The sequence below is a fragment of the Phascolarctobacterium faecium genome, from assembly GCF_003945365.1.
Taxonomy (GTDB): Bacteria; Bacillota; Negativicutes; order Acidaminococcales; family Acidaminococcaceae; genus Phascolarctobacterium; species Phascolarctobacterium faecium.
Map to the genome: position 1 here is coordinate 1,155,734 of NZ_AP019004.1, position 19,593 is coordinate 1,175,326.

The 19,593-nt window shown below is 42.5% G+C and carries 17 protein-coding genes and 2 other annotated features; of the genes, 13 read left to right on the forward strand and 4 right to left on the reverse strand.

Annotation, left to right across the window (positions count from 1 at the left end):
• Position 1: 1 nt before the first annotated feature.
• The 6 genes from pstB to PFJ30894_RS05665 all read left to right on the forward strand — a co-directional run bounded on the left by pstB (position 2) and on the right by PFJ30894_RS05665 (position 8,674).
• Entirely contained in the window at positions 2-754 is a 753-nt protein-coding gene (gene pstB, locus PFJ30894_RS05640; RefSeq protein ID WP_113077220.1) for a phosphate ABC transporter ATP-binding protein PstB, read from the forward strand.
• Positions 754-1,434: a phosphate signaling complex protein PhoU gene (gene phoU / locus PFJ30894_RS05645; RefSeq protein WP_113077219.1), complete on the forward strand. Its 681-nt coding sequence runs from the start codon at positions 754-756 to the stop codon at positions 1,432-1,434. Before pstB ends, phoU begins: the two co-directional genes overlap by 1 nt.
• Complete coding sequence (locus PFJ30894_RS05650; protein WP_021718894.1) at positions 1,406-2,086, forward strand: winged helix-turn-helix domain-containing protein; 681 nt, start codon at positions 1,406-1,408, stop codon at positions 2,084-2,086. The genes phoU and PFJ30894_RS05650 overlap by 29 nt, the downstream gene beginning before the upstream one ends.
• Positions 2,076-3,737: a sensor histidine kinase gene (locus tag PFJ30894_RS05655; protein ID WP_046430154.1), complete on the forward strand. Its 1,662-nt coding sequence runs from the start codon at positions 2,076-2,078 to the stop codon at positions 3,735-3,737. Before PFJ30894_RS05650 ends, PFJ30894_RS05655 begins: the two co-directional genes overlap by 11 nt.
• Before the next feature lie 219 nt (positions 3,738-3,956).
• The gene (locus tag PFJ30894_RS05660) at positions 3,957-6,680 is read left to right on the forward strand and encodes an ATP-binding protein (protein WP_167457031.1); all 2,724 of its coding nucleotides are present in this window, start codon (positions 3,957-3,959) and stop codon (positions 6,678-6,680) included.
• 110 nt (positions 6,681-6,790) lie between these two features.
• Positions 6,791-8,674 carry a TonB-dependent receptor plug domain-containing protein gene (locus tag PFJ30894_RS05665; RefSeq protein ID WP_125669240.1) on the forward strand — a complete coding sequence of 628 codons (1,884 nt, stop codon included), beginning with the start codon at positions 6,791-6,793 and terminating at the stop codon, positions 8,672-8,674.
• Between the two features lie 122 nt (positions 8,675-8,796).
• Here the strand turns inward: PFJ30894_RS05665 and PFJ30894_RS05670 are convergent, their stop codons facing one another.
• The 3 genes from PFJ30894_RS05670 to PFJ30894_RS05680 all read right to left on the reverse strand — a co-directional run bounded on the left by PFJ30894_RS05670 (position 8,797) and on the right by PFJ30894_RS05680 (position 11,571).
• Positions 8,797-9,405 (reverse strand): LysE family transporter, encoded by a 609-nt coding sequence (locus PFJ30894_RS05670; protein WP_125669241.1) that lies wholly within the window; start codon positions 9,403-9,405, stop codon positions 8,797-8,799.
• A complete protein-coding gene (locus PFJ30894_RS05675) occupies positions 9,399-9,839 on the reverse strand; it encodes an Lrp/AsnC family transcriptional regulator (protein WP_125669242.1) in 441 nt (146 codons plus the stop codon). Before PFJ30894_RS05675 ends, PFJ30894_RS05670 begins: the two co-directional genes overlap by 7 nt.
• A 142-nt stretch (positions 9,840-9,981) precedes the next feature.
• Positions 9,982-11,571 carry a DUF4127 family protein gene (locus PFJ30894_RS05680; protein WP_125669243.1) on the reverse strand — a complete coding sequence of 530 codons (1,590 nt, stop codon included), beginning with the start codon at positions 11,569-11,571 and terminating at the stop codon, positions 9,982-9,984.
• Between the two features lie 137 nt (positions 11,572-11,708).
• Positions 11,709-11,935, forward strand: a binding site (T-box leader).
• A 39-nt stretch (positions 11,936-11,974) separates the two neighbouring features.
• Here PFJ30894_RS05680 and thrS point away from each other — a divergent pair.
• The 5 genes from thrS (at position 11,975) to rplT (ending at position 15,774) form a co-directional block, all read left to right on the forward strand.
• Complete coding sequence (gene thrS / locus PFJ30894_RS05685) at positions 11,975-13,885, forward strand: threonine--tRNA ligase (protein ID WP_125669244.1); 1,911 nt, start codon at positions 11,975-11,977, stop codon at positions 13,883-13,885.
• Positions 13,886-14,012: 127 nt separating this feature from the next.
• Positions 14,013-14,501: a ferritin gene (locus PFJ30894_RS05690; protein ID WP_021718886.1), complete on the forward strand. Its 489-nt coding sequence runs from the start codon at positions 14,013-14,015 to the stop codon at positions 14,499-14,501.
• Positions 14,502-14,544: 43 nt separating this feature from the next.
• Positions 14,545-14,651 (forward strand) — a sequence feature (ribosomal protein L20 leader region).
• 32 nt (positions 14,652-14,683) lie between these two features.
• On the forward strand, positions 14,684-15,187 hold the full coding sequence (gene infC / locus PFJ30894_RS05695; RefSeq protein WP_021718885.1) for a translation initiation factor IF-3: 504 nt from the start codon (positions 14,684-14,686) through the stop codon (positions 15,185-15,187).
• Positions 15,188-15,200: 13 nt separating this feature from the next.
• Positions 15,201-15,398, forward strand: coding sequence for a 50S ribosomal protein L35 (gene rpmI, locus PFJ30894_RS05700; RefSeq protein ID WP_021718884.1), 198 nt, complete (start codon positions 15,201-15,203; stop codon positions 15,396-15,398).
• A 22-nt stretch (positions 15,399-15,420) separates the two neighbouring features.
• Entirely contained in the window at positions 15,421-15,774 is a 354-nt protein-coding gene (gene rplT / locus PFJ30894_RS05705; RefSeq protein ID WP_021718883.1) for a 50S ribosomal protein L20, read from the forward strand.
• 94 nt (positions 15,775-15,868) lie between these two features.
• On the opposite strand, the gene PFJ30894_RS05710 is transcribed toward rplT, so the two are convergent.
• The gene (locus tag PFJ30894_RS05710) at positions 15,869-16,963 is read right to left on the reverse strand and encodes a M48 family metallopeptidase (protein ID WP_021718882.1); all 1,095 of its coding nucleotides are present in this window, start codon (positions 16,961-16,963) and stop codon (positions 15,869-15,871) included.
• A gap of 195 nt (positions 16,964-17,158) precedes the next feature.
• On the opposite strand from PFJ30894_RS05710, the gene PFJ30894_RS05715 reads away from it, so the two are divergent.
• Together PFJ30894_RS05715 and PFJ30894_RS05720 are read left to right on the forward strand one after the other, a co-directional pair.
• Positions 17,159-18,082, forward strand: coding sequence for an AEC family transporter (locus PFJ30894_RS05715; protein WP_113077210.1), 924 nt, complete (start codon positions 17,159-17,161; stop codon positions 18,080-18,082).
• A gap of 113 nt (positions 18,083-18,195) precedes the next feature.
• Positions 18,196-19,584 carry a TrkH family potassium uptake protein gene (locus PFJ30894_RS05720; protein WP_113077209.1) on the forward strand — a complete coding sequence of 463 codons (1,389 nt, stop codon included), beginning with the start codon at positions 18,196-18,198 and terminating at the stop codon, positions 19,582-19,584.
• The last annotated feature ends 9 nt before the right edge of the window (positions 19,585-19,593 follow it).

Consider the following 19,593-nt stretch of genomic DNA (forward strand, 5'->3'; position numbering starts at 1 on the left):
TATGGATACGAAAATAGCTATTGAAACTTTGGATTTATATTACAGTGAATTCCATGCGCTAAAAAATATCAATATGCGGATACCGGAAAAAGAGATTACTGCATTTATAGGTCCTTCTGGCTGTGGCAAATCAACACTGCTGAAATCTTTGAATAGAATGAACGATCTTATCGAAGGCTGCCGTATTACAGGCAGGGTTTTGCTGGACAATGATGACATTTATGCCAATGACGATGTTAATTTGCTGCGTAAACGTGTGGGCATGGTTTTTCAAAAGCCGAATCCTTTTCCGATGAGTGTGTATGATAATATTGCTTTCGGACCTCGAACACATGGCGTCAAAGGCAAAGCTAAGCTGGATGATATGGTGGAGGAGGCTTTGCGTAAGGCGGCAATCTGGGATGAAGTCAAGGACAGGCTTGATAAAAGCGCTTTGAGTTTTTCTGGTGGTCAGCAGCAGCGGCTCTGCATTGCCCGCGCGCTGGCGGTACAGCCGGAGGTTTTGTTAATGGACGAGCCTACTTCGGCACTGGACCCGATTTCGACCCTGAAAATAGAAGATTTGGCATTGGAATTGAAGCAAAATTATACTATCGTGATTGTAACGCATAATATGCAGCAGGCGGTGCGTATTTCTGATAAAACAGCCTTTTTTCTTTTGGGTGAAGTGGTAGAGTTCAACGATACTGATAGTTTGTTCTCGAACCCGCAGGAGAAAAAGACTGAAGATTATATTACAGGGAGGTTTGGCTGATGGTAAGGAGCAGATTTGCGGCTCAGATGGAGCTTTTGAACACAGAACTGATCGTAATGGGCACTTTGTGCGAGAATGCTTTGGAGCATGTGATGCAGGCTTTGCAGGAAGATAATGATGCTTTGAACAGAGAAATTATTATTTTAGGCAAACGCACAGAGGAAAAAGAGCGGGAAGTAGAGAATATTTGTATAAATCTGCTTTTGAAGCAGCAGCCTGTCGCTTCTGATTTGCGCCAGATTTCAGCGGCGCTGAAAATGATTACGGATTTGAGCCGTATCGGCGAACAGGCGGGCAATATTGCTGAGATTTTAGGCAAGGCTGAATTTGGCAGGGATTACGATACAACGCTTTTGCAGCAAATGGCGACAGCGGCGAAAAAGATGGTCAGTACCAGTCTGGACGCTTTTGTGAAGGGCGATCTGCGCCTGGCTCAGCAGGTAGAGCGTGACGATGATGTCGTTGACGAATTGTTCAGCAGGGCAAAAAAAGAATTGATCCAGGTCATACGCAGCACGCAGGATAGCGGAGAGCAGGCTATTGATTACCTGATGATCGCCAAGTATTTTGAAAAAATCGGCGACCATGCGGTAAACATTTCCCAATGGGTGCTGTTTATGATTACAGGAGCACATGAGGAGGATACTGTGCATGATCTTTTGCGTGGAGGACGATCCTAATATTCGTGAATTAGAAGTTTATACATTGCAGTCAGTTGGTTTTAAAGCTCTGGGCGTAGGCAGCGGTGATGAGTTGTTCAAAGCGCTGGAATGCGGCAAGCCGACTCTGATTCTGCTGGACATCATGCTCCCGGGTGAAGATGGCCTTAGTCTGCTGAAGCGGCTGCGCAGCGATAAACGGACCGCACAGGTGCCGGTGATCATGGCAACAGCCAAAGGCTCAGAATTCGACAAAGTTCATGGTCTTGATAATGGGGCTGATGATTATATAGCCAAACCTTTCGGCATGATGGAAATGGTGTCGCGGGTCAAAGCCGTACTGCGGCGTTATAAGCAGGAGGATAAGCAGAGCAGGCTTACTGCCGGCGAGTTGGTAATGGAGATCGACAAACACCGCGTGATGGCCGGTGGTCAGGAGGTAGTTCTGACATTTAAGGAATTTGAGCTTTTACATAAGCTGTTAGAGCGGCCGGGACAGGTTTTTACGCGCGAACAGCTTTTAACTGATATCTGGGGTTATGATTTTGCCGGCGAGACACGTACTGTCGATGTTCATGTGCGTACGCTGCGGCTGAAACTGGGCGAAGCAGGAGCATTGGTAGAAACTGTACGCGGCGTCGGTTATCGTATAGGAGCTGGCTATGAGAAATAAAATTTTCAGCGGTCTGCTGTTTTTGTCAACGGCGGCTGTTATCATTGCTTCCGTGCTGATTGCGGTTATTATGTACCAGGGGTCGATGACCACAATGCAGCGTGATTTGAGACAGGAAGCAACTTTTATAAAAATGGGTCTGGAACAGAGCGGGAAAAGCTATCTGCAGGCATTGACCATGGAAAGCGGTAAGCTGACTCGTGTTACTTTGATTGCTCCTGACGGCAGGGTCATCTATGACAATCATGTGGCAGCCGAAAAAATGCTTAATCATAAAGATCGTGAGGAAGTACAGGAAGCGTTAGCAAGTGGAATTGGTTTGGCCGAGCGTATGAGCGATACTCTGTCAGAAAAAACTTTTTATTTTGCGCTGCGGCTGGATAATGGTGATATACTGCGTGTTGCAAGAACGACAGACTCTGTTTTTGCGACGGTGGCCGGCAGTATTCCCTATATGATCGCGGTAGTGCTGGTGGTGGCTTTGGTGGCTATGCTTCTGGCACGGCGGATTACTGATAAAATGGTTTTACCGCTGGATCAGGTGGATCTGGAAAACCCACTGGAAAATGATACTTATGATGAACTGGCACCGTTTTTAACACGGATCGCCCAGCAGCAGAGGCAGGTTTCAGAAGGCTTAAAGCAGCTGCGGCAGAAGCAGAATGAACTGGCGGCTATTACTCAGAGTATGAATGAGGGTCTGATCCTTTTGAATGACCGGCAGAATATTTTATCGATCAACGACAGTGCCGCCAAATTATTTGGTTTGCAGGATCATGAAGTCGTTGGTAAAAATATTCTGACTTTGGAGCGAGGCCAGGAAGTGCAGGAGCTGCTGCAGAAGGTAGCTGTGGGCGGCAGCGGTGAAAGTCTGTATCAGAAGGACGGGCGCTTTTATCAGCTATGCGGCAGCAGTGTTGGCGGTAAAGGCAGCGTATTGCTGATTTTTGATGTTACTGAAAAGCGTGCAGCAGAAACACTGCGGCGTGAGTTTTCTGCAAATGTTTCGCATGAACTGAAAACACCGCTGCAGTCGATTTTGGGTTATGCTGAGATTATGAAAAACGGGTTAGTTCAGGAAGGAGATAAGCAGCGCTTTCTGGAAAAAATCTACAGTGAGGCCGGGCATCTGATTGTGCTTATCGATAATATTATGAAACTGTCGCGTTTAGACGAGTCGGCGAATAATATGAACAACCTGGAAATTATCGAATTGAAAAAGCTGGCTGAAGGTACAGTTCAGCGTCTGCAGGAACAGGCTGCCGGAAAAAATGTCGCAATAAGCGTCAGTGGCTGTGAAGCTGAGGTAGAAGGGGTACCTGCAGTTTTGAGCGAGGTTATTTATAACCTTATTGACAACGGGATCAAGTATAATCGTGAAAACGGCAGCGTTGAGATTACAGTAGCCGTAATTCCCGGTGAAGCAGTACTGACATTTAAGGATACCGGCTGCGGTATCGGCAGTGCTGATAAAGAGCGGGTTTTTGAACGCTTTTACAGGGTTGATAAAAGTCACTTTAAAGAAACCGGCGGCACAGGTTTGGGACTTTCCATAGTCAAGCATGGGGTGATGTTCCATAAAGGTCGCATTGAGCTGGAAAGTGAACTGGACAAAGGGACTACTATAAAAATCTTTTTGCCGCGGAAATAATTTAAACACCCTCCACCAATAATTATTTGATGGAGGGTGTTTTGTTTTTATTGTAAAATTAATAATAAAACTTTATATTTAATTGCTCAAAAGATATAATTTTGTTAAAATGAATATAAATATTAAAATATAATAAACAAGCTTGATTGACAGGAAAGATAAGGTAACAATTTTCATATGAAGCTTCTTAAAAGTACTTTTGTTTGGTTAGCGATAATAATGTCTATTTGTGCCTGTGTGACTGCGAATGCTGCAGAAACACAGGCTAAAAAAGTTTTAAAGGTGGCATTCCCTGAAACACGCGGTATATGTGAGACATACGCAGATGGCACACGTGGCGGTGTCGTCTATGAATGGTTAGTTGAAATCGCTAAATATACAGGTTGGGAATATGAGTTTATTGGAGATTCCATTAGCCAGTCAATAAAAAATATGGAACATAATAAATATGATCTTATGGGTGCTGTGTTAAAGTCACCTGGATTTGGTGAAAACCTGTATTATCCTGAACATCTGATGGGTTATAGCTACAGTTTGCTGATTTATAACAAAAATGACCAGAATATCAAGGGATTTGATATCAAAAGTCTGGAAGGGAAAACGATTGGTGTTTTTGCCAAGGCTACTGATAAAATAAAGCGCTTAAATAATGTTTTAGAATTCAATGATATAAAAAGCGATATCAAATATTACGGTACTTCTGATGAATTTGAAAGTTCTTTGGATAATGGTGAAGTGGATCTGCTTTTAGTAAGCGATCTTTTTAACAAGCTGGCTGATTATAATGTCGCATTGCGTTTTAATTCTGAACCTTGCTATATCGTTGCAAGGAAGGACGATCCGGAAACAAGTGCGCAGCTGAATGAAGCTATAAAAAAGATTTATGCAGTCAATCCGAATTTTGGCGAAGCCCTGTTTCAAAAATATTTTCCTGTCAATTACAGTAACACTGCTGTATTCTCAGAACAGGAAAGTACGTTTATACATAAAAATGGCCCATTTAAGGTAGCTGTAGTAAAAAACAATTATCCTTTTTATTATATTAAGGATGGTGAACCTAAAGGTATCGTTCCTGAAATTTTTGCATTGATTGCTGCTCAGATCGGAGCGGAGTTTGAGTATATAACGGCTGCTTCCTATGGGCAGACTTTGGAATTGGTCAAAAGCGGTCAGGCAGATATCCTTGGTTATTATATCAATGAAAATGACGCCTTTAATCCTGATGGTTTAAATATCACCAAAAATTATATGATGCTTAATTCTATCATCATGCGTAATAAGTATACACATTTCCCAAATGATAAAAATATTGCTGCAGTCATAAACGGCAGCTGTGCATCGCGTAATATCAAACATACAGACGTTGCGCATTTTGATACATATGAAGAATGTCTGAATGCAGTAGATTCGGGAGAAGCTTCTTATAGCAGAATACCTGTCGTTGTTTTGGAAGATCTGTATATGAGTGATTATTATACTAATATCATTCCTGTTATAGAGAGTCCTGAGATATATTTGTCTTTGGGGGTCAGCAGCAGTAATGATATACAGCTGTATTCTATTTTGAATAAAAGCCTGGTCAACCTGTCCAATGAGCAGACTGCGCAGATTTTATCCAATAATACCTTGATGTCTGGCAAGAAAGAAATGTCTTTCAAGGCTTTGGTTTATTCTAATCCGGTCATATTTTCTCTGATCATAATTGGGTTTATTTTACTTGTGGTAACGATTGTTTTTATGTATTTTTGGTTTAAAATGAAAAATCAGGTCATTTATTTTAAAATGAAAAAAGTAGAAAACATCAGCAAGGTGCGTTCAGAGTTCCTTTCCAGGATGTCACATGAAATAAGAACTCCTTTGAATGCAATCATCGGATTGGCTAATCTGATGCGGCTTTCCGGTGAAGGGGATCCTGTGACGCAGAAAAATATTTCCAAAATTGATTCTTCTGCTAAATTTTTATTATCGATCGTCAATGATATCCTTGATATGTCAAAAATAGAAAGCGGCAAGATCCAGATCGAAAGCAGACCTTTTTCTATGGATAATCTGCTGCGGCAGCTGAGCAATATTTTTCTGATGATGGCGGAAGAGAGGAAAATCAAATTACAGTTTAAATGCTGTTTTACACATAAAAATTTTGTTGGAGATGAGCTGCGTTTAAAGCAGGTTCTTATTAATTTGCTCTCAAATGCCCATAAATTTACAGAAAACAATGGCGAGATAACGGTGACGGTTCTGGAAAGTGCTACTGAAGAAGGGGTTTCTGAGCTGCGTTTCAGTGTTTGTGATACAGGTATTGGTATTCCTGAAACAGATCTGGAACGTATTTTTGGATCGTTTGAGCAGGTTTTCCGAAAAAGCCTCAGCAATCAGCAGGGAACTGGGTTGGGGCTGGCTATCAGCCGCAATTTGGTAGAATTGATGGGCGGTATTTTAAGTGTACGCAGTGAGGTTGAAAAAGGTTCTGAATTTTTCTTTACTATCAAGCTGCCTGTTTACGAAAAACAGTTTGATGAAATCCTGGAGAATAATAACGAAGTCAGAATACATAGTTATTTAGCGGGTAAAAATATTTTGTTGGCAGAAGATAATGATCTTAATGCCGAGATTGCCGTAACGATGTTGGAAATGCAGGGGGTACACGTTGAACGCGTTGTAAACGGACAGCAGGCTGTAGACAGGTTTCAGGAAACTTTGCCAGGCACTTATGACCTGATTTTAATGGATCTGCAGATGCCGCTAAAGGGCGGGCTTGAAGCTGCTGCAGAGATCAGGTCTTTGAGCAGGGACGACGCACAGGAAATACCAGTTATCGCTATGACCGCCAATACGCTGCAGGAAGATCGTGAGAAAGCGCTGGCTGCGGGAATGAATGCTTTTATTCCCAAGCCGTTCGATGTGGAACAATTGTATAAAAGTATTGAAAAGTTTCTGCATTAGCTGATAGTATTTGCTGAAGTCATAACAAAAGAAACTTTTATCAAGGAGAGGTTGCTTTGCAGCAAAAATATTTGTGTTTCTTGGCTATATTTTACCTGGTGCTTTTCTCAATGAAAACCGCGGCTGCAGCGGGTGAAGCGGAATTTTATTTGGAGCCGATGATAGTTACGGCCGCGCGTTATGACAATAGTACAGGTAAACCAGGTTACTATAAAGTTGATGAAAAGAAGCTGGAAAACGGCAATTATGATAATGCTTTGGATGTGATTCAGCAACTTCCGGGTGTTACTTTGATGGCAAGGGGCGCCAGCGGTGGTATGAATGCCTATAGTAAGATTTTGCTGAATGGTTCTGACCGTTATTTGGTAATTATTGACGGTGTGCGTTCTAACTGGAACGGCAGCAGTTATAATGATTTTGATTTCGGTGTACTGCCGGCTGGAATGCTGGAAAGTGTAGAGGTTTTGCCGTCAGCAGCCGGAAGCGTTTACGGTAATGCTGCTAAAGGCGGTGTGATCAGGATAACTACAAAAAAAGCTGTTGAAGGTGTTAAAACCAGTATCAATCTGGAAACGGGCAGTTATGGACGTGAGCAAGAGAATATTTTACATTTAGGCAAAAGCGGTGAATGGAGCTGGTCGGTTTATGCCCGAAAAAGTATTATGGGCGATTACAGTAGTGCAAGGGAGAGTATACCTTCATACGAAAATGTTGAAAATGCTGGTATCAAATTGACCAAAGCCTGGGGTGAAACTGCTGATCTGACTTTAAGCTACAGCGTTTTCAGCGGCAGGTATAAATCAAAGATCTTCAATTATAAGAATACGGAACCTGATGAAACTAAGCCGCCAAAGTTAGTTAAAAATATTTTTATGACCGATGCCCGCAAGACAGAAGATAATCTAACTCTGGAATATGAGCGTAAATTTTCGGATACAGAAAATAATATTGTGGGTATTTACAGACGCAGCAGCAATTCCGCCTATGATAGAAGTTTAAATGTTGAACGACCATGGCTGCTTGATTTACAGACGGAAGGTTTTTTTGACCGTTACAGTAAACAGTGGCACCCAAAACATACTTTGACCGGCGGTGCGGAATATTACAAGGATAAGGTCCTTAATTATCAGGATCTGGCAGCAAAATATAGTGACGGAACTGTGATCAGTAAAGCTGTTTATCTGCAGGATGTCTGGCAGCTGGCTGACAGCGTCAAAGCTGTCGGCAGTCTGCGTCAGGATTGGAATTCTTATGCAGGGAGCAAGCTTTCTCCTGCTTTTTCGTTGGAATATCAGCCCTCTGAAAAGGTATTATATACTTTGGCCTATACAGAATATTTTGCGCCGCCCAAGCAGCTGCAGATATTTTCTCCTGATTATGGTGACGAGGCGCTGAAGCCAGAAGAAGGTAGGGTTTATGAAGCGGGATTAACTTATATACCGGATGAGTCTTCGTCATTAAAAATTAATGTTTTTCATCGTGATGCAACTGATGTCATTGCAGTAGATATAAGTTTACCAAAATATCTTCGTCGATATGCCAATATTGCGCATGAGAAAGCAACAGGATTTACTGTTTCCGCATCGAAACGGTTTTCAGAAAAGTGGCGTTCTCTGGTGGCTTATACACAGACGAAAGTGGATACAGAACGTAAAAATTCAAGCCCTGTAAGTACGATGATACCTCACGGTGAACTGTTGCTTGATTTGATGTACGAATATGATAAGTATAGTGTGCTGCTGCAGGGGCGCGGAGTTTTTGATCAGGCTAACGGCCGTGGTGAAAATCGTTTTGCCAATAATAATTACTGGGTATGGAATGCTTCATTGAACTATAAACTGCAGAAAAATACCAGGCTTTATGTGAAGGTCAATAATATTTTTAATCAGTTTTATTCCAATTGGGACAATGAGAGCGGCGGATTTCTTGGATTTGATGAGTGGTATGCCGAACCTGGGCGTAACTATCAAATTGGTATAAACTACAGTTTTTAATGCTTCAGGAAAACATCAAAAGCCATCTGTGTATTTGCAGATGGCTTTTCTGTATTGTGGAATTCTGGTGTTTAGCTCAAAGTTAAAGAAAGAGAGATGTTTAGATTAAATTTATTAAATGTTTATCTACAAGTTGCTGATCGGTATGCAAAAAAAATCAGAAGACATCCGATGCAGATGTTGATTAATTGCTGTAGTGAAGGTGACAATAGAGGTGCGCTGCTGTTACCTAAAAAAGCAAGCAGACAGAGAAATAAGAACGTTGCACTTATACAGCCACAGGTGAAAGAAAGAAGCTGCTGTCTGTTGAGCCGGTACTGGGAAACTTGTGCTGAAAGCATACCTAACCAGAAAATAATCGTCAGGGGATTGCTGAGCGTAAGCAGTCCTGCAGCGTAAAAACTGCTGATTTGTGGCAGCATAATAGTGGCAGTTGAAATCTGTGGATGAAAAACATCAGCTAAAGCAGTAACTGCAAAGTAGAGAAGCACGGCAGCACCGCAATAACGTAGTTTTTTTTGTATGCCCGGATAATTTTTCAGGCAAGTTCCTAAACCATATAATGCCAGCAGGATATAGAAAGCGTCAACCAAAACTACTGCCAGTACGGCTTTCAACGCTTCGGTTATTCCCCGGGCAATAGCTGTTTGCAGAATAAAAAGACAAACCGGACCGATTGACAGCTGTAAAATTATACCAAGGCGCAGACCGCGTATAAAAGAGTTCAGCAATTTAACTCTTCCTTTAGCGTTGCCAGAGTAATAAAGGTATTAGAACTGCTGACGCCGGTGATTTTTTTTAGCTTATTAGTAAGAAAGCTTTCCAGAGCATCGGTATCGCTGACGCTTACTTTAAGCAAATAGTCGTAAGCTCCGGCAAGATGATGACATTCAAGTACATCCGGAAGAACGGTTATCTGACTGCGGAAAGCATTGATATGCTCGGTTTTATCAATATTTACAAAAATAAAAGCTAAAAGTTTTTGCCCGGTCTGCCGGCGGTCGAGCTTGATTGTATACTTTTGAATAATCGAATTTTGTTCGAGTTTACGTATTCTTTCGGCAACAGCAGGAATTGACAGTTTTACTTTTTTACTTATCTCAGAAGCGGTGACGCGCCCATTTTCCTTTAAACAGTCTAGAATTGCAGTATCAATATTGTCCATAAAAACCTCCTTAAGTAAATAATATAGCAATTCTTTATTAAAAGTAAATAATTTATTGAAAAACGATAAATATTTAAGTAAATAGGCAGATAATATAAAAAAATACCGTTGGACTAAGTTGTTCAACGGTATTTTAAGACAGTTATTTCTTTTTATCTTTTTTCAGTTCTACATCAATTTCAAAAAGTCTGTTCCAGGGGAAAGAAATATCAAAATTACTTTTTTCTGTAAATTTATAACGTCCTGATAAATCTCGGCAAACGCCTAAAGCCAGATCGTGAACTGGTTTCTGATAAGGGCCGAGAAGGTAAACTGCATTTTTTTGATTTTTGCTTTCCAAAAATGTAGTAGCACTGCGTCGGGCATTGGCCTGATAATACCAGTCGTCTATAACTCTGATACGCATCAGTTTTTCAGCATCCGGTTTTGACATCTGCGGAGTCAGTATACCCTGACAAATGGCAAATCCAACGGTATTGTCCGCAGTATTCCAGCCATTATAGGCTGTCAGCCGTTCCAACTGCCCCTGTTTAGCCAGTTCGTTCATAAAGCCATTATCAGCTCCGTTAGAATAAGCTACGTCGGCCAAAGATACCCGGTAGCCGTTATCCATAAGCTGCTTGAGCTGTTTGATATAGGCACGGTTTTGCGGTGAAGAGAAAAACTGATTGGAAGGAGCGGTAGAATCCATCATTATGCCATCAAAGGGCGTGTTTAGTGCCAAAACAACGTCTGCGTTAGCGGCACTGGTAGCAGTACGGCCGTCTACTGCTAAAATCTGCTGTGGCACTGATTGACCTAAGGTCATATCAGAATATTGCGGCAGCGTTCGCGGTCCCCAGCCATCTGCATAATAGGCGTAAACACGTGGCTGATAACGCTTCAGTTCGTTTCCGGCTCTGGTCAGCAGCAGCAGCCCGAGCTGGTCGACACCGGGGATTATCTGAAAAGTTCGCTGCGTAAGATCATAGGTTTCCTGAGTGAGCTTGCGTGCTTCCATATGTGTATGCGATAACGGAGCATTATCGTCCTTGCCGATTGCGAGAAAGTGAAAACGGTTGCTGCGGGTCATTTCCGTCAGCTTGCTGTTGATATTGAGATTTTTTTGGCGTCGTTCCAGCCAGTCCTGCAAATCTGCTTTAGGCAGGTTGGTAGACAAAGTTTTTTTCGTTAAAGCATCTTTGAGGCTGAGTCCAATCAAATCTTCGGAGTCACAAAGCTCGGAATAACGAAAAATAGCCGGACCGATTTTCGAATAATATGGAGGCTCAACAGCGCCAAAACTGGCGCGCGGAGTTCTCATCAAGGTAGAGAAAGCATAAAGCCGTACTGGGAACTGATCACGCAGTGTTTCGAGTCGCTGCAGACGCTGCTCTAAAACTGCCTGCGGTTCGTGATGAGTACGTGATGCAACCAGACCGCCGTAGATCAGACTGTCTGTGGAAATGACGGCAGCGTCTGCCTGAGGCGCACGGCTGACGAGCCATTTCCATAATTCATCAGGACTGCCGTTTCGATTATATGAAGCCAGATATTTATCAGGCGGAAGCAGCACTTTGTAGCCCGCTGCTTCCATTGTTTTGGCAACATAAGAGGAACAGACAGGACGGTTATCCAAAGGTAAAAACAACAGAGTTTCTTTTTGGTTTTCCTCTGCCTGAGCCGAACTAAAAGATAGAAGCAGCAGGGAAAACAGCAGTATTTTTCTGAATGGATTATTCCAGATCTTCATCGGGGCATCTCCTAAAACTATTACTAATCTTAATATAATTATAAGGTAACAATATAAATTTGGCTACAAGAATTTTACAAATCAAAATTATTGACAATAATTATTGTTAAGTTTATAATTAAACATAGTCACATAATCAATCGGTTATGCGAAGGAAGAGGCTAACATATCTTTCCTGCAGAGAGAGGCGCCCTGGCTGTAAGCGCTTTGGAAAAATGATAGACCTTACCACCTTCAAACCACATTGCGGAACCTCTGCTCTGGCAGTTAGTATGCAGTGTCGTATGCCGGCGTTAACGGTACCGAGTGGACTTGCCAGCGGCAGGTCAATTAGGGTGGAACCGCGGTCAACTCCGTCCCTTTCCAGGGAACGGAGTTTATTTATTTTTAGGAGGCTAGTAAAATGGCAAATGTTAAAGTAACCTTAAAAGATGGCAGTGTAAAAGAAGTTGCTGCCGGAACGACATTGCTGGAAGTAGCAAAAGGTTTGTCGCAGAAACTTGGCAAACAGGCGCTTTTGGCTGTGGTAGACGGTGTGAATAAAGATTTGACAGATAAATTGGAGCATGATGCATCAGTTGAATTTGTTGTTCCTGAAAGCTCTGAAGGACTGCATGCGATTCGCCATACGGCGGCACATATCATGGCCCAGGCAATTCAGCACTTGTTCCCCGATACTAAATTTGCTATCGGACCTGCTATTTCTAATGGTTTTTATTATGATTTAGACAGCGAGCATGTTTTTGTCCCGGAAGATCTGATTGCTATTGAAAAAGAAATGGCTAAGATCGTTAAAGCCAATCTTCCGCTTGTACGCAGTGAATTGCCGCGCAGTGAAGCGTTGAAAATGTTTGCAGACAAAGATGAAAAATATAAGGTCGAACTGATCAATGATCTGCCTGAAGATGCAGTTATCAGCACTTATACGCAGGGGGATTTCACAGACTTATGCGCAGGGCCGCATTGTCCGTCGACCGGCAGGGTAAAAGCTTTTAAACTGCAAAGTATTGCCGGCGCTTACTGGCGTGGTGATGAAAAAAATAAAATGCTGCAGCGTATCTACGGCACCGCTTTTCCTAGTAAGGAAGAACTGGACGCTTATCTGCATATGCTTGAAGAAGCTGCCAGACGTGATCATCGAAAACTTGGCAAAGAGCTGGATCTGTTCAGTATCATGGAAGAAGGTCCTGGATTCCCGTTTTTCCATCCCAATGGCATGGTAATCCGCAACGAGCTGATCAATTATTGGCGTGAAGTGCACAGACGTTATGGTTATCAGGAAATCAAAACTCCGATGATCTTGTCCCGTAAGTTATGGGAGACTTCTGGACACTGGGACCATTACCGTGAAAATATGTATGTTACTGAGATCGACAACGAAGATTACGCTATCAAACCCATGAATTGCCCCGGTGGTATGCTGGTCTATAAAACTCATCCGCATAGCTACAGGGAATTACCGATCCGTGCCGGCGAGCTTGGACTGGTACATCGTCATGAATTGTCCGGTGCTTTGCATGGCTTGTTCCGTGTGCGCTGCTTTACGCAGGATGATGCTCATATTTTTATGATGCCGAGCCAGATCAAAGACGAGATCCAAAATGTTATTCGTTTATTTGACGAGGTTTATGCAACCTTTGGGCTGAAATATCATGCCGAGCTTTCGACCCGCCCGGAAGATTCAATGGGTGATGCCGAAACCTGGGAAACTACAACTAATGCTTTGAAGAGCGCAATGGAAGATTTTGGACTTGATTATGTGATCAATGAAGGCGACGGAGCTTTCTATGGCCCTAAGATCGACTTTCATCTGACAGATTCTATCGGTCGTACATGGCAGTGCGGCACTATTCAGCTGGATATGCTGCTGCCAGAAAAATTTGATTTGACCTATACCGGCGAAGATGGTTTGAAGCATCGTCCGGTTATGATCCATCGTGTGGTTTATGGTTCTATAGAGCGTTTTATCGGTATCCTGATTGAGAACTATGCCGGTGCTTTTCCTGCCTGGCTTGCTCCCTGCCAGGTGCGTGTAATGCCGATTACCGACAAGCATTATGAGTATGCTAAAAAATTGAGTGATGAAATGTTTAAATTGGGGCTGCGCGTTTATCTTGACGATCGTAACGAAAAAATCGGTTATAAGATTCGTGAAGCACAGCTGCAGAAAGTTCCGTATATGCTTGTTATCGGTGATAAAGAAGTTGAAGACGGTACAGTTGCTGTGCGCCGCCGCGGCGAAGGAGATATCGGAGCTATGAAGCAGGAAGATTTTATTGCCATGCTGCAAGAAGAAATTGCCGATAAAAAATAATCAGATATGAATGTCGTGCTAGATAAGTGGTAACGGAAATAGATAATAATTATTGAAAAAACGAATAAAAAGTGTTATAATATACCCAGTAAAAACGGCATTTTAAGCTGTTAAGGAGGATGTTATCATGAATAAAAAAGTTTATAAGGTTTTTAATGAACAAGTCCAGGCTGAATTGTATTCTGCATATATGTATCTTGCGATGAGCCTGGATATGGAAGCTAAAAATTATAAAGGTATGGCTAAATGGCTTTATCTGCAATATGAAGAAGAACGTGAACACGCTTTGCGCTTCGTAAAATTTATGCAGGACTGCGGTGTGCAGCCTCAGCTTCTGCAGATTGATATGCCGGCGGCTGATTACGGTACCCCTCTGAATTTGTTCAAAAAAGTTTTAGAGCATGAAAAATATGTTACTTCCCGTATTTATGATATGTATGAAGTAGCTTTGAAAGAAAAAGATTACGCGGCTCAAAGTTGTCTTAAATGGTTTATCGATGAGCAGGTAGAAGAAGAAGCCAATGCTTCTGAGATTGTTGAAAAGCTGGAAATGATCGGCGATAATATTTCCGGATTGTTTTATCTTGACGGACAGCTGGGAGCAAGAAAAGATTAATAAATATGTTGACACAAAGTTAACATTATGATATTATATCCAAGTAACAAAGCAGAAGCCGCTCGCTTCTCACCTTGCAGCAAAAGCTCGACAGGGTCGGATATGATTTTCAGCGCGGGCAGTATTATCTGCTCGCGTTTTTTATTTAATTTTGGAGGTGAACGGTTATTAGCAAAGAAAGCTTGCGTATCAATGAAGAAATTCGGGCACGGGAAGTGCGCGTTATTGCCGGTGAAGGCGAACAGCTGGGTATTATGTCCGGTCGTGATGCTTTGCAGCTGGCGCAGGAAAGACATCTTGATTTAGTGGAGATCGCTCCTACAGCGAAACCTCCGGTGTGCCGGATTATGGATTACGGCAAGTATCGTTACGAGCAGCAAAAACGAGATAAAGAAGCTCGTAAAAAGCAAAAGACCTTTGATATCAAAGAAGTCAAATTGCGCCCCGGTATTGAGGATCATGACTTCGGCGTCAAATTCAAAAATGCAGTGCGATTCCTGGAAGACGGCGACAAAGTAAAAGTCACCATCATGTTCCGTGGCCGCGAATTATCGCATCCTGAGCTTGGCGAAGTGTTGCTCAAAAAAATGGCTGAACAGCTCAAAGACATGGCTGTCATTGAGCGTGCACCTAAATTAGAAGGCAGAAACATGATTATGATTGTTGCGCCTAAAGCTACCAAATAAGGAGGACTTAACAATGCCTAAAATGAAAACCCGCAGAGCTGCTGCTAAACGTTTTAAAAAGACTGGTACCGGTGAATTCAAACGTGCTAAAGCTTTTAAAAGCCATATTCTTGAACATAAATCTCCTTCCCGCAAGAGAAACTTGCGTAAGGCTGCACTTGTTCACAAAACTGATCATGAACGCGTAGCAAAAATGCTGCCGTACGCATAATAGATAAGGGAGGCTGACTATAATGGCAAGAATTAAAGTGGGCGTTACTGCTCATCGTCGTCATAAAAAAATCTTAAAACTGGCTAAAGGCTATCGCGGTTCTAAACATTTGCTGTTCAAAAAAGCTAATGAAACTGTTATGAAAGCTTTGAGCTATGCTCGTCGTGACCGTCGTGCTAAAAAACGCGAATTTCGTCGTTTGTGGATCGCTCGTATCAACGCTGCTACCCGTGCTAACGGCATGAGCTACAGCCGTTTCATGAATGGTCTGGCTAAAGCTGGTATTGAAATGAACCGTAAAGTTTTGGCTGATATGGCTATTTATGATGCAGCTGCTTTCACCAAACTGGTAGAAGCTGCTAAAGCTGCTCTGTAAGAATTACTGCTTACAGTACAAATGAATTGAATTGCTGCTGCGGCAATAAAAAACAGTGTAAGTCTTAGGACTTACACTGTTTTATTTTAAGTTGTTATTTAATGTTATTAAGGATAGTAACTAATTCACCAGCGCTGATATCACCGGCAACAGGAGTAATAATACCTTTGCCTGCGATTTTTACAGTGCCGCCCTCAGCATAGGCATTTTGAGTATTCTGACCTGCATGATAGATCGCTGCAAGATTGCCTGCTACGAAGTAAGAACGCTGCATACCGCTCATATTGCCTGCAGCAGCCGGGGTCATAAAGGTCTTTCCGTTAATTTTCACTTCGCCGCTGTTAGCGTCAACAGTAACCTTGCCGTTGCTGTATTCGGTAAGCTTTTTGGAATAATTATTGCGGCGGTCGCTGTCTTTCGGATGAGTAGACGGGTTGAGTATGTCGCTGAGAACATCTTTTTTAGAGCTGTCGCTGGAGCTTTCGATAACTGCCTGCCAAACAGCTGCAGGAGCGCCTACATTATAACCGGCATCAGCCATATAAGTGAAGGCGATATTGTCAGCTTCCCATTCGTTGGGTTTGGTAACGCCGGTGTTTTTGGCATGGACTGCTACTACTTGTGCTGCCAGACCGTTAGCACCGCCGATTTCAGAGCCTACAGTTTTCATCACGAAGTCAACGGACATCTTTTTCTTTGCGCCTTTGATTGGATGTTCTTTCTGACCGTGTACAAGCTCATGGGCGATAACGGCCGCCAGTTTATCTTCATTGTAGTCCAGGAACCAGAAAGCGCCGATATTTACGGACATATTGTGCCCTAATGCACAGTAAGCATTGAAAAATTCCTGATTATTAACGAAATAATTATATGGTTTACTATTGATGGTTGCGTCGCTTTTGGCGATGGCCGGGGTCATACGCTGCATAATGCGGCCAAGCATGGCATTGGCATTATAATCGCTGTTGACGCCGTCTTCCTGTTTCAGGGCTTCGAACAGCTCATGGCGGCCTTCGTTATCATAATAATTCAGTGCCTTGTTGATTTCCTGCTGTTCCTTGGCGGCGCCTACGGCTTTGCCGGCAATACTGCCAAGGTTGATGGCTTCAGCCTGCTGTGGCAGAGTAAAGCTCAGTACTGATACGGCTAAAAGAGCCGCACCTACTATTATTTTAGATTTTTTAAACATTGATATCCCCCTTTGTGTATATTCTGTGAACTATTATAGCAAACAAAATGGTAAAAGCAAAGTTTTGTTTAAGGAATATTTTTAAGATAAAAAGAATTTTGCTTAATTTTTACGTCAGCAGTATAATTTAAGGTGAGTTTTTTATGAAGCAGTAGATAAAGACAAGATTTCTTTTGATGAAAATGAGGGAACCATATGGAACAGGTTTTAACTAAGGCACTGGCGTTTGTAGCCGTTATTGCCTTAGGTTATTTCTTAAAGAAGCGCGGCTTTTTTAAACCGCATGACTATGAACTTATTGCCAAAATAGTCTTAAATATTACGCTGCCATGTGCCGTTATTACCAGCTTTGCAGCTTTTAAAATGGATTATACGCTGTTTATATTGACTCTGATCGGTTTTTGTGGAAATTTGCTGATGATTGCCTGGGGATTTATATTGACGCGTTATCAGACGAATGCGGCAAAGATTTTTTACGTATTTAATCTGGCCGGTTATAATATCGGCTGTTTTACTTTACCGTTTGCACAAAGCTTTTTGGGCCCTTTCGCTGTAGTAGCTACTTGTATGTTTGATGTGGGTAATTCGATTATGTGTACTGGCGGAACTTATGCTCTGACCAGTGGGCTGGTGCATACAGGTGAAAAATACGAGCCTGTGAATCTGCGCAGTATAGCTGCTAAACTTCTTGGATCTGTGCCTTTTGTTGTTTATATGCTGATGTTGGTCTGTGCGGTACTACAGCTGCATTTACCTCAGCCTGTTTATACTCTTACTGGTCTTATCGGCGGTGCCAATACTTTTTTATCGATGCTGATGATCGGAATGATGTTTGAAATGACGTTGGATTTAGATAAGCTGAAGCAAGTGAGAGAGGTAGTGCTGTACCGTTATGTTTTTGGAATTGCCCTGGCATGGCTGTGTTTTTATCATGTGCCGCTGAGTGCAGAGGTCAAGGAAGTACTGACGCTGGTTTTTTTGGCGCCTTCTACGGCTATCGGCCCGATCTTTATTGCCAGAATGGGCGGTAATGTGGAACTGGCCGGTTTTGCTAATTCCATAACTATTGTGCTCAGTATTATTTTGATGACGCTGTTTTTTACATTTCTGCACATTTGATTTGTAATTAAATAAAGCGGTCTTTTAGTAAGCAAGTAAAATTGACAAGCATAAAGTAATGAGAGTAAACTTGATTTATATTCAATAAGTAATATTTAGCGGCTTTTGTCGGGATGGTGAAAAATTTGTTGTTTTTGATCAATTTATTGCACAAATGGTTAAAGCTGCTTAATCGTAGTTTGAATGGCAGCCAGATGGTGGCGTTTACTTTTGCCATGCTTATCTTATGCGGTTCACTGCTGTTGATGCTGCCAATGGCCAGTGCTGACGGCAGTAGTATGCGTTTTATCGACGCTTTGTTTACAGCGACCTCTACTTCATGCGTAACAGGACTTGTTGTTGTAGATACAGGGCATTATTTTTCCTGGTTTGGAAAATTAGTGATGATCGTTCTCATCCAGATCGGTGGGTTGGGCATTATGACTCTGACCACCTTACTGAGCGTGGCGGTTGGTAAAAGGATCAATCTGAGAGAAAGGCTGTTTATTCAGGAATCGCTTAATCTGAATGAACCTTCCGGGGTAGTACGGTTGTCGTTAAATGTTGTTAAATACGCTTTGACGATCGAATTTATTTTTGGGACTATTCTGGCCTGGCATTTTTATTCTGCTTTGGACATGGGGCTTACAGGTATTGCCTGGGGTTACTGGCATGCTATATCGGCTTTTTGCAATGCCGGGTTTGACTTGTTTGGAGATTATGCCAGTCTGACAGGGCATTATAACGATATAACTCTGAATTTGTGTATTATGGCGCTGATAACCATCGGTGGTATTGGTTTTACGGTTTTGGATGATCTGCGTCGTAACCGGAAATGGAAGAAGCTGCGTTTGCACAGTAAAATAGTGCTGACGGCCAGCGCGATCCTGACTTTTGGCGGTACGCTGGTGATCTTGGCTTTGGAATATACGAATCCGGCTACTCTTGGCGGCATGCCCAACGAATTGGACAAATGGATGGCGGCTGCTTTTCAGGCGGTTACCTGCCGCACTGCCGGGTTTAATACGATCGATTTGACTGATATGCGGGCCAGTTCTCTGTTTTTTATGGTTCTTTTAATGGGGATCGGTGCTTCGCCGACGTCTACTGGCGGTGGTATGAAAACGACAACTGTGCTCGTTCTGCTGGTATCGACGTGGGGACTTCTGCATGGCAGGCGTGATACGGTGCTGTTTGACAGGAGGATAGCTTCGGAAACAGTCGATAAAGCTTATAATGTTTTTACAGTTTGCCTGTTGTGGATGCTTGGAGCGTATTTTTTGCTCCTGATCTGCGATGGTGGGCTGCATCGGGCGGATTACGTTTTATTTGAAGTGGTTTCTGCATTTGCGACTGTTGGTCTGGGAGTTGGGATTACGCCAGACTGGAACGACTGGGGCAAACTGATTCTGGTTTTGACTATGTATGCCGGACGTATCGGCGTGCTGACCTTTGTTTTATCCTTCCTTCATTCTAAAGATGATAAGATCAGATATCCTTCGGAAAATATTATGATTGGTTAAAGGCGGTAA

Bases quoted from the DNA above. Each gene is read 5' to 3' on its own strand.
- pstB (WP_113077220.1), top strand. From the start codon at position 2: ATGGATACGAAAATAGCTATTGAAACTTTGGATTTATATTACAGTGAA.
- phoU (WP_113077219.1), top strand. From the start codon at position 754: ATGGTAAGGAGCAGATTTGCGGCTCAGATGGAGCTTTTGAACACAGAA.
- PFJ30894_RS05650 (WP_021718894.1), top strand. From the start codon at position 1,406: ATGATCTTTTGCGTGGAGGACGATCCTAATATTCGTGAATTAGAAGTT.
- PFJ30894_RS05655 (WP_046430154.1), top strand. From the start codon at position 2,076: ATGAGAAATAAAATTTTCAGCGGTCTGCTGTTTTTGTCAACGGCGGCT.
- PFJ30894_RS05660 (WP_167457031.1), top strand. From the start codon at position 3,957: ATGTCTATTTGTGCCTGTGTGACTGCGAATGCTGCAGAAACACAGGCT.
- PFJ30894_RS05665 (WP_125669240.1), top strand. From the start codon at position 6,791: ATGAAAACCGCGGCTGCAGCGGGTGAAGCGGAATTTTATTTGGAGCCG.
- PFJ30894_RS05675 (WP_125669242.1), bottom strand. From the start codon at position 9,839: ATGGACAATATTGATACTGCAATTCTAGACTGTTTAAAGGAAAATGGG.
- PFJ30894_RS05680 (WP_125669243.1), bottom strand. From the start codon at position 11,571: ATGAAGATCTGGAATAATCCATTCAGAAAAATACTGCTGTTTTCCCTG.
- thrS (WP_125669244.1), top strand. From the start codon at position 11,975: ATGGCAAATGTTAAAGTAACCTTAAAAGATGGCAGTGTAAAAGAAGTT.
- PFJ30894_RS05690 (WP_021718886.1), top strand. From the start codon at position 14,013: ATGAATAAAAAAGTTTATAAGGTTTTTAATGAACAAGTCCAGGCTGAA.
- rpmI (WP_021718884.1), top strand. From the start codon at position 15,201: ATGCCTAAAATGAAAACCCGCAGAGCTGCTGCTAAACGTTTTAAAAAG.
- rplT (WP_021718883.1), top strand. From the start codon at position 15,421: ATGGCAAGAATTAAAGTGGGCGTTACTGCTCATCGTCGTCATAAAAAA.
- PFJ30894_RS05710 (WP_021718882.1), bottom strand. From the start codon at position 16,963: ATGTTTAAAAAATCTAAAATAATAGTAGGTGCGGCTCTTTTAGCCGTA.
- PFJ30894_RS05715 (WP_113077210.1), top strand. From the start codon at position 17,159: ATGGAACAGGTTTTAACTAAGGCACTGGCGTTTGTAGCCGTTATTGCC.
- PFJ30894_RS05720 (WP_113077209.1), top strand. From the start codon at position 18,196: ATGGTGAAAAATTTGTTGTTTTTGATCAATTTATTGCACAAATGGTTA.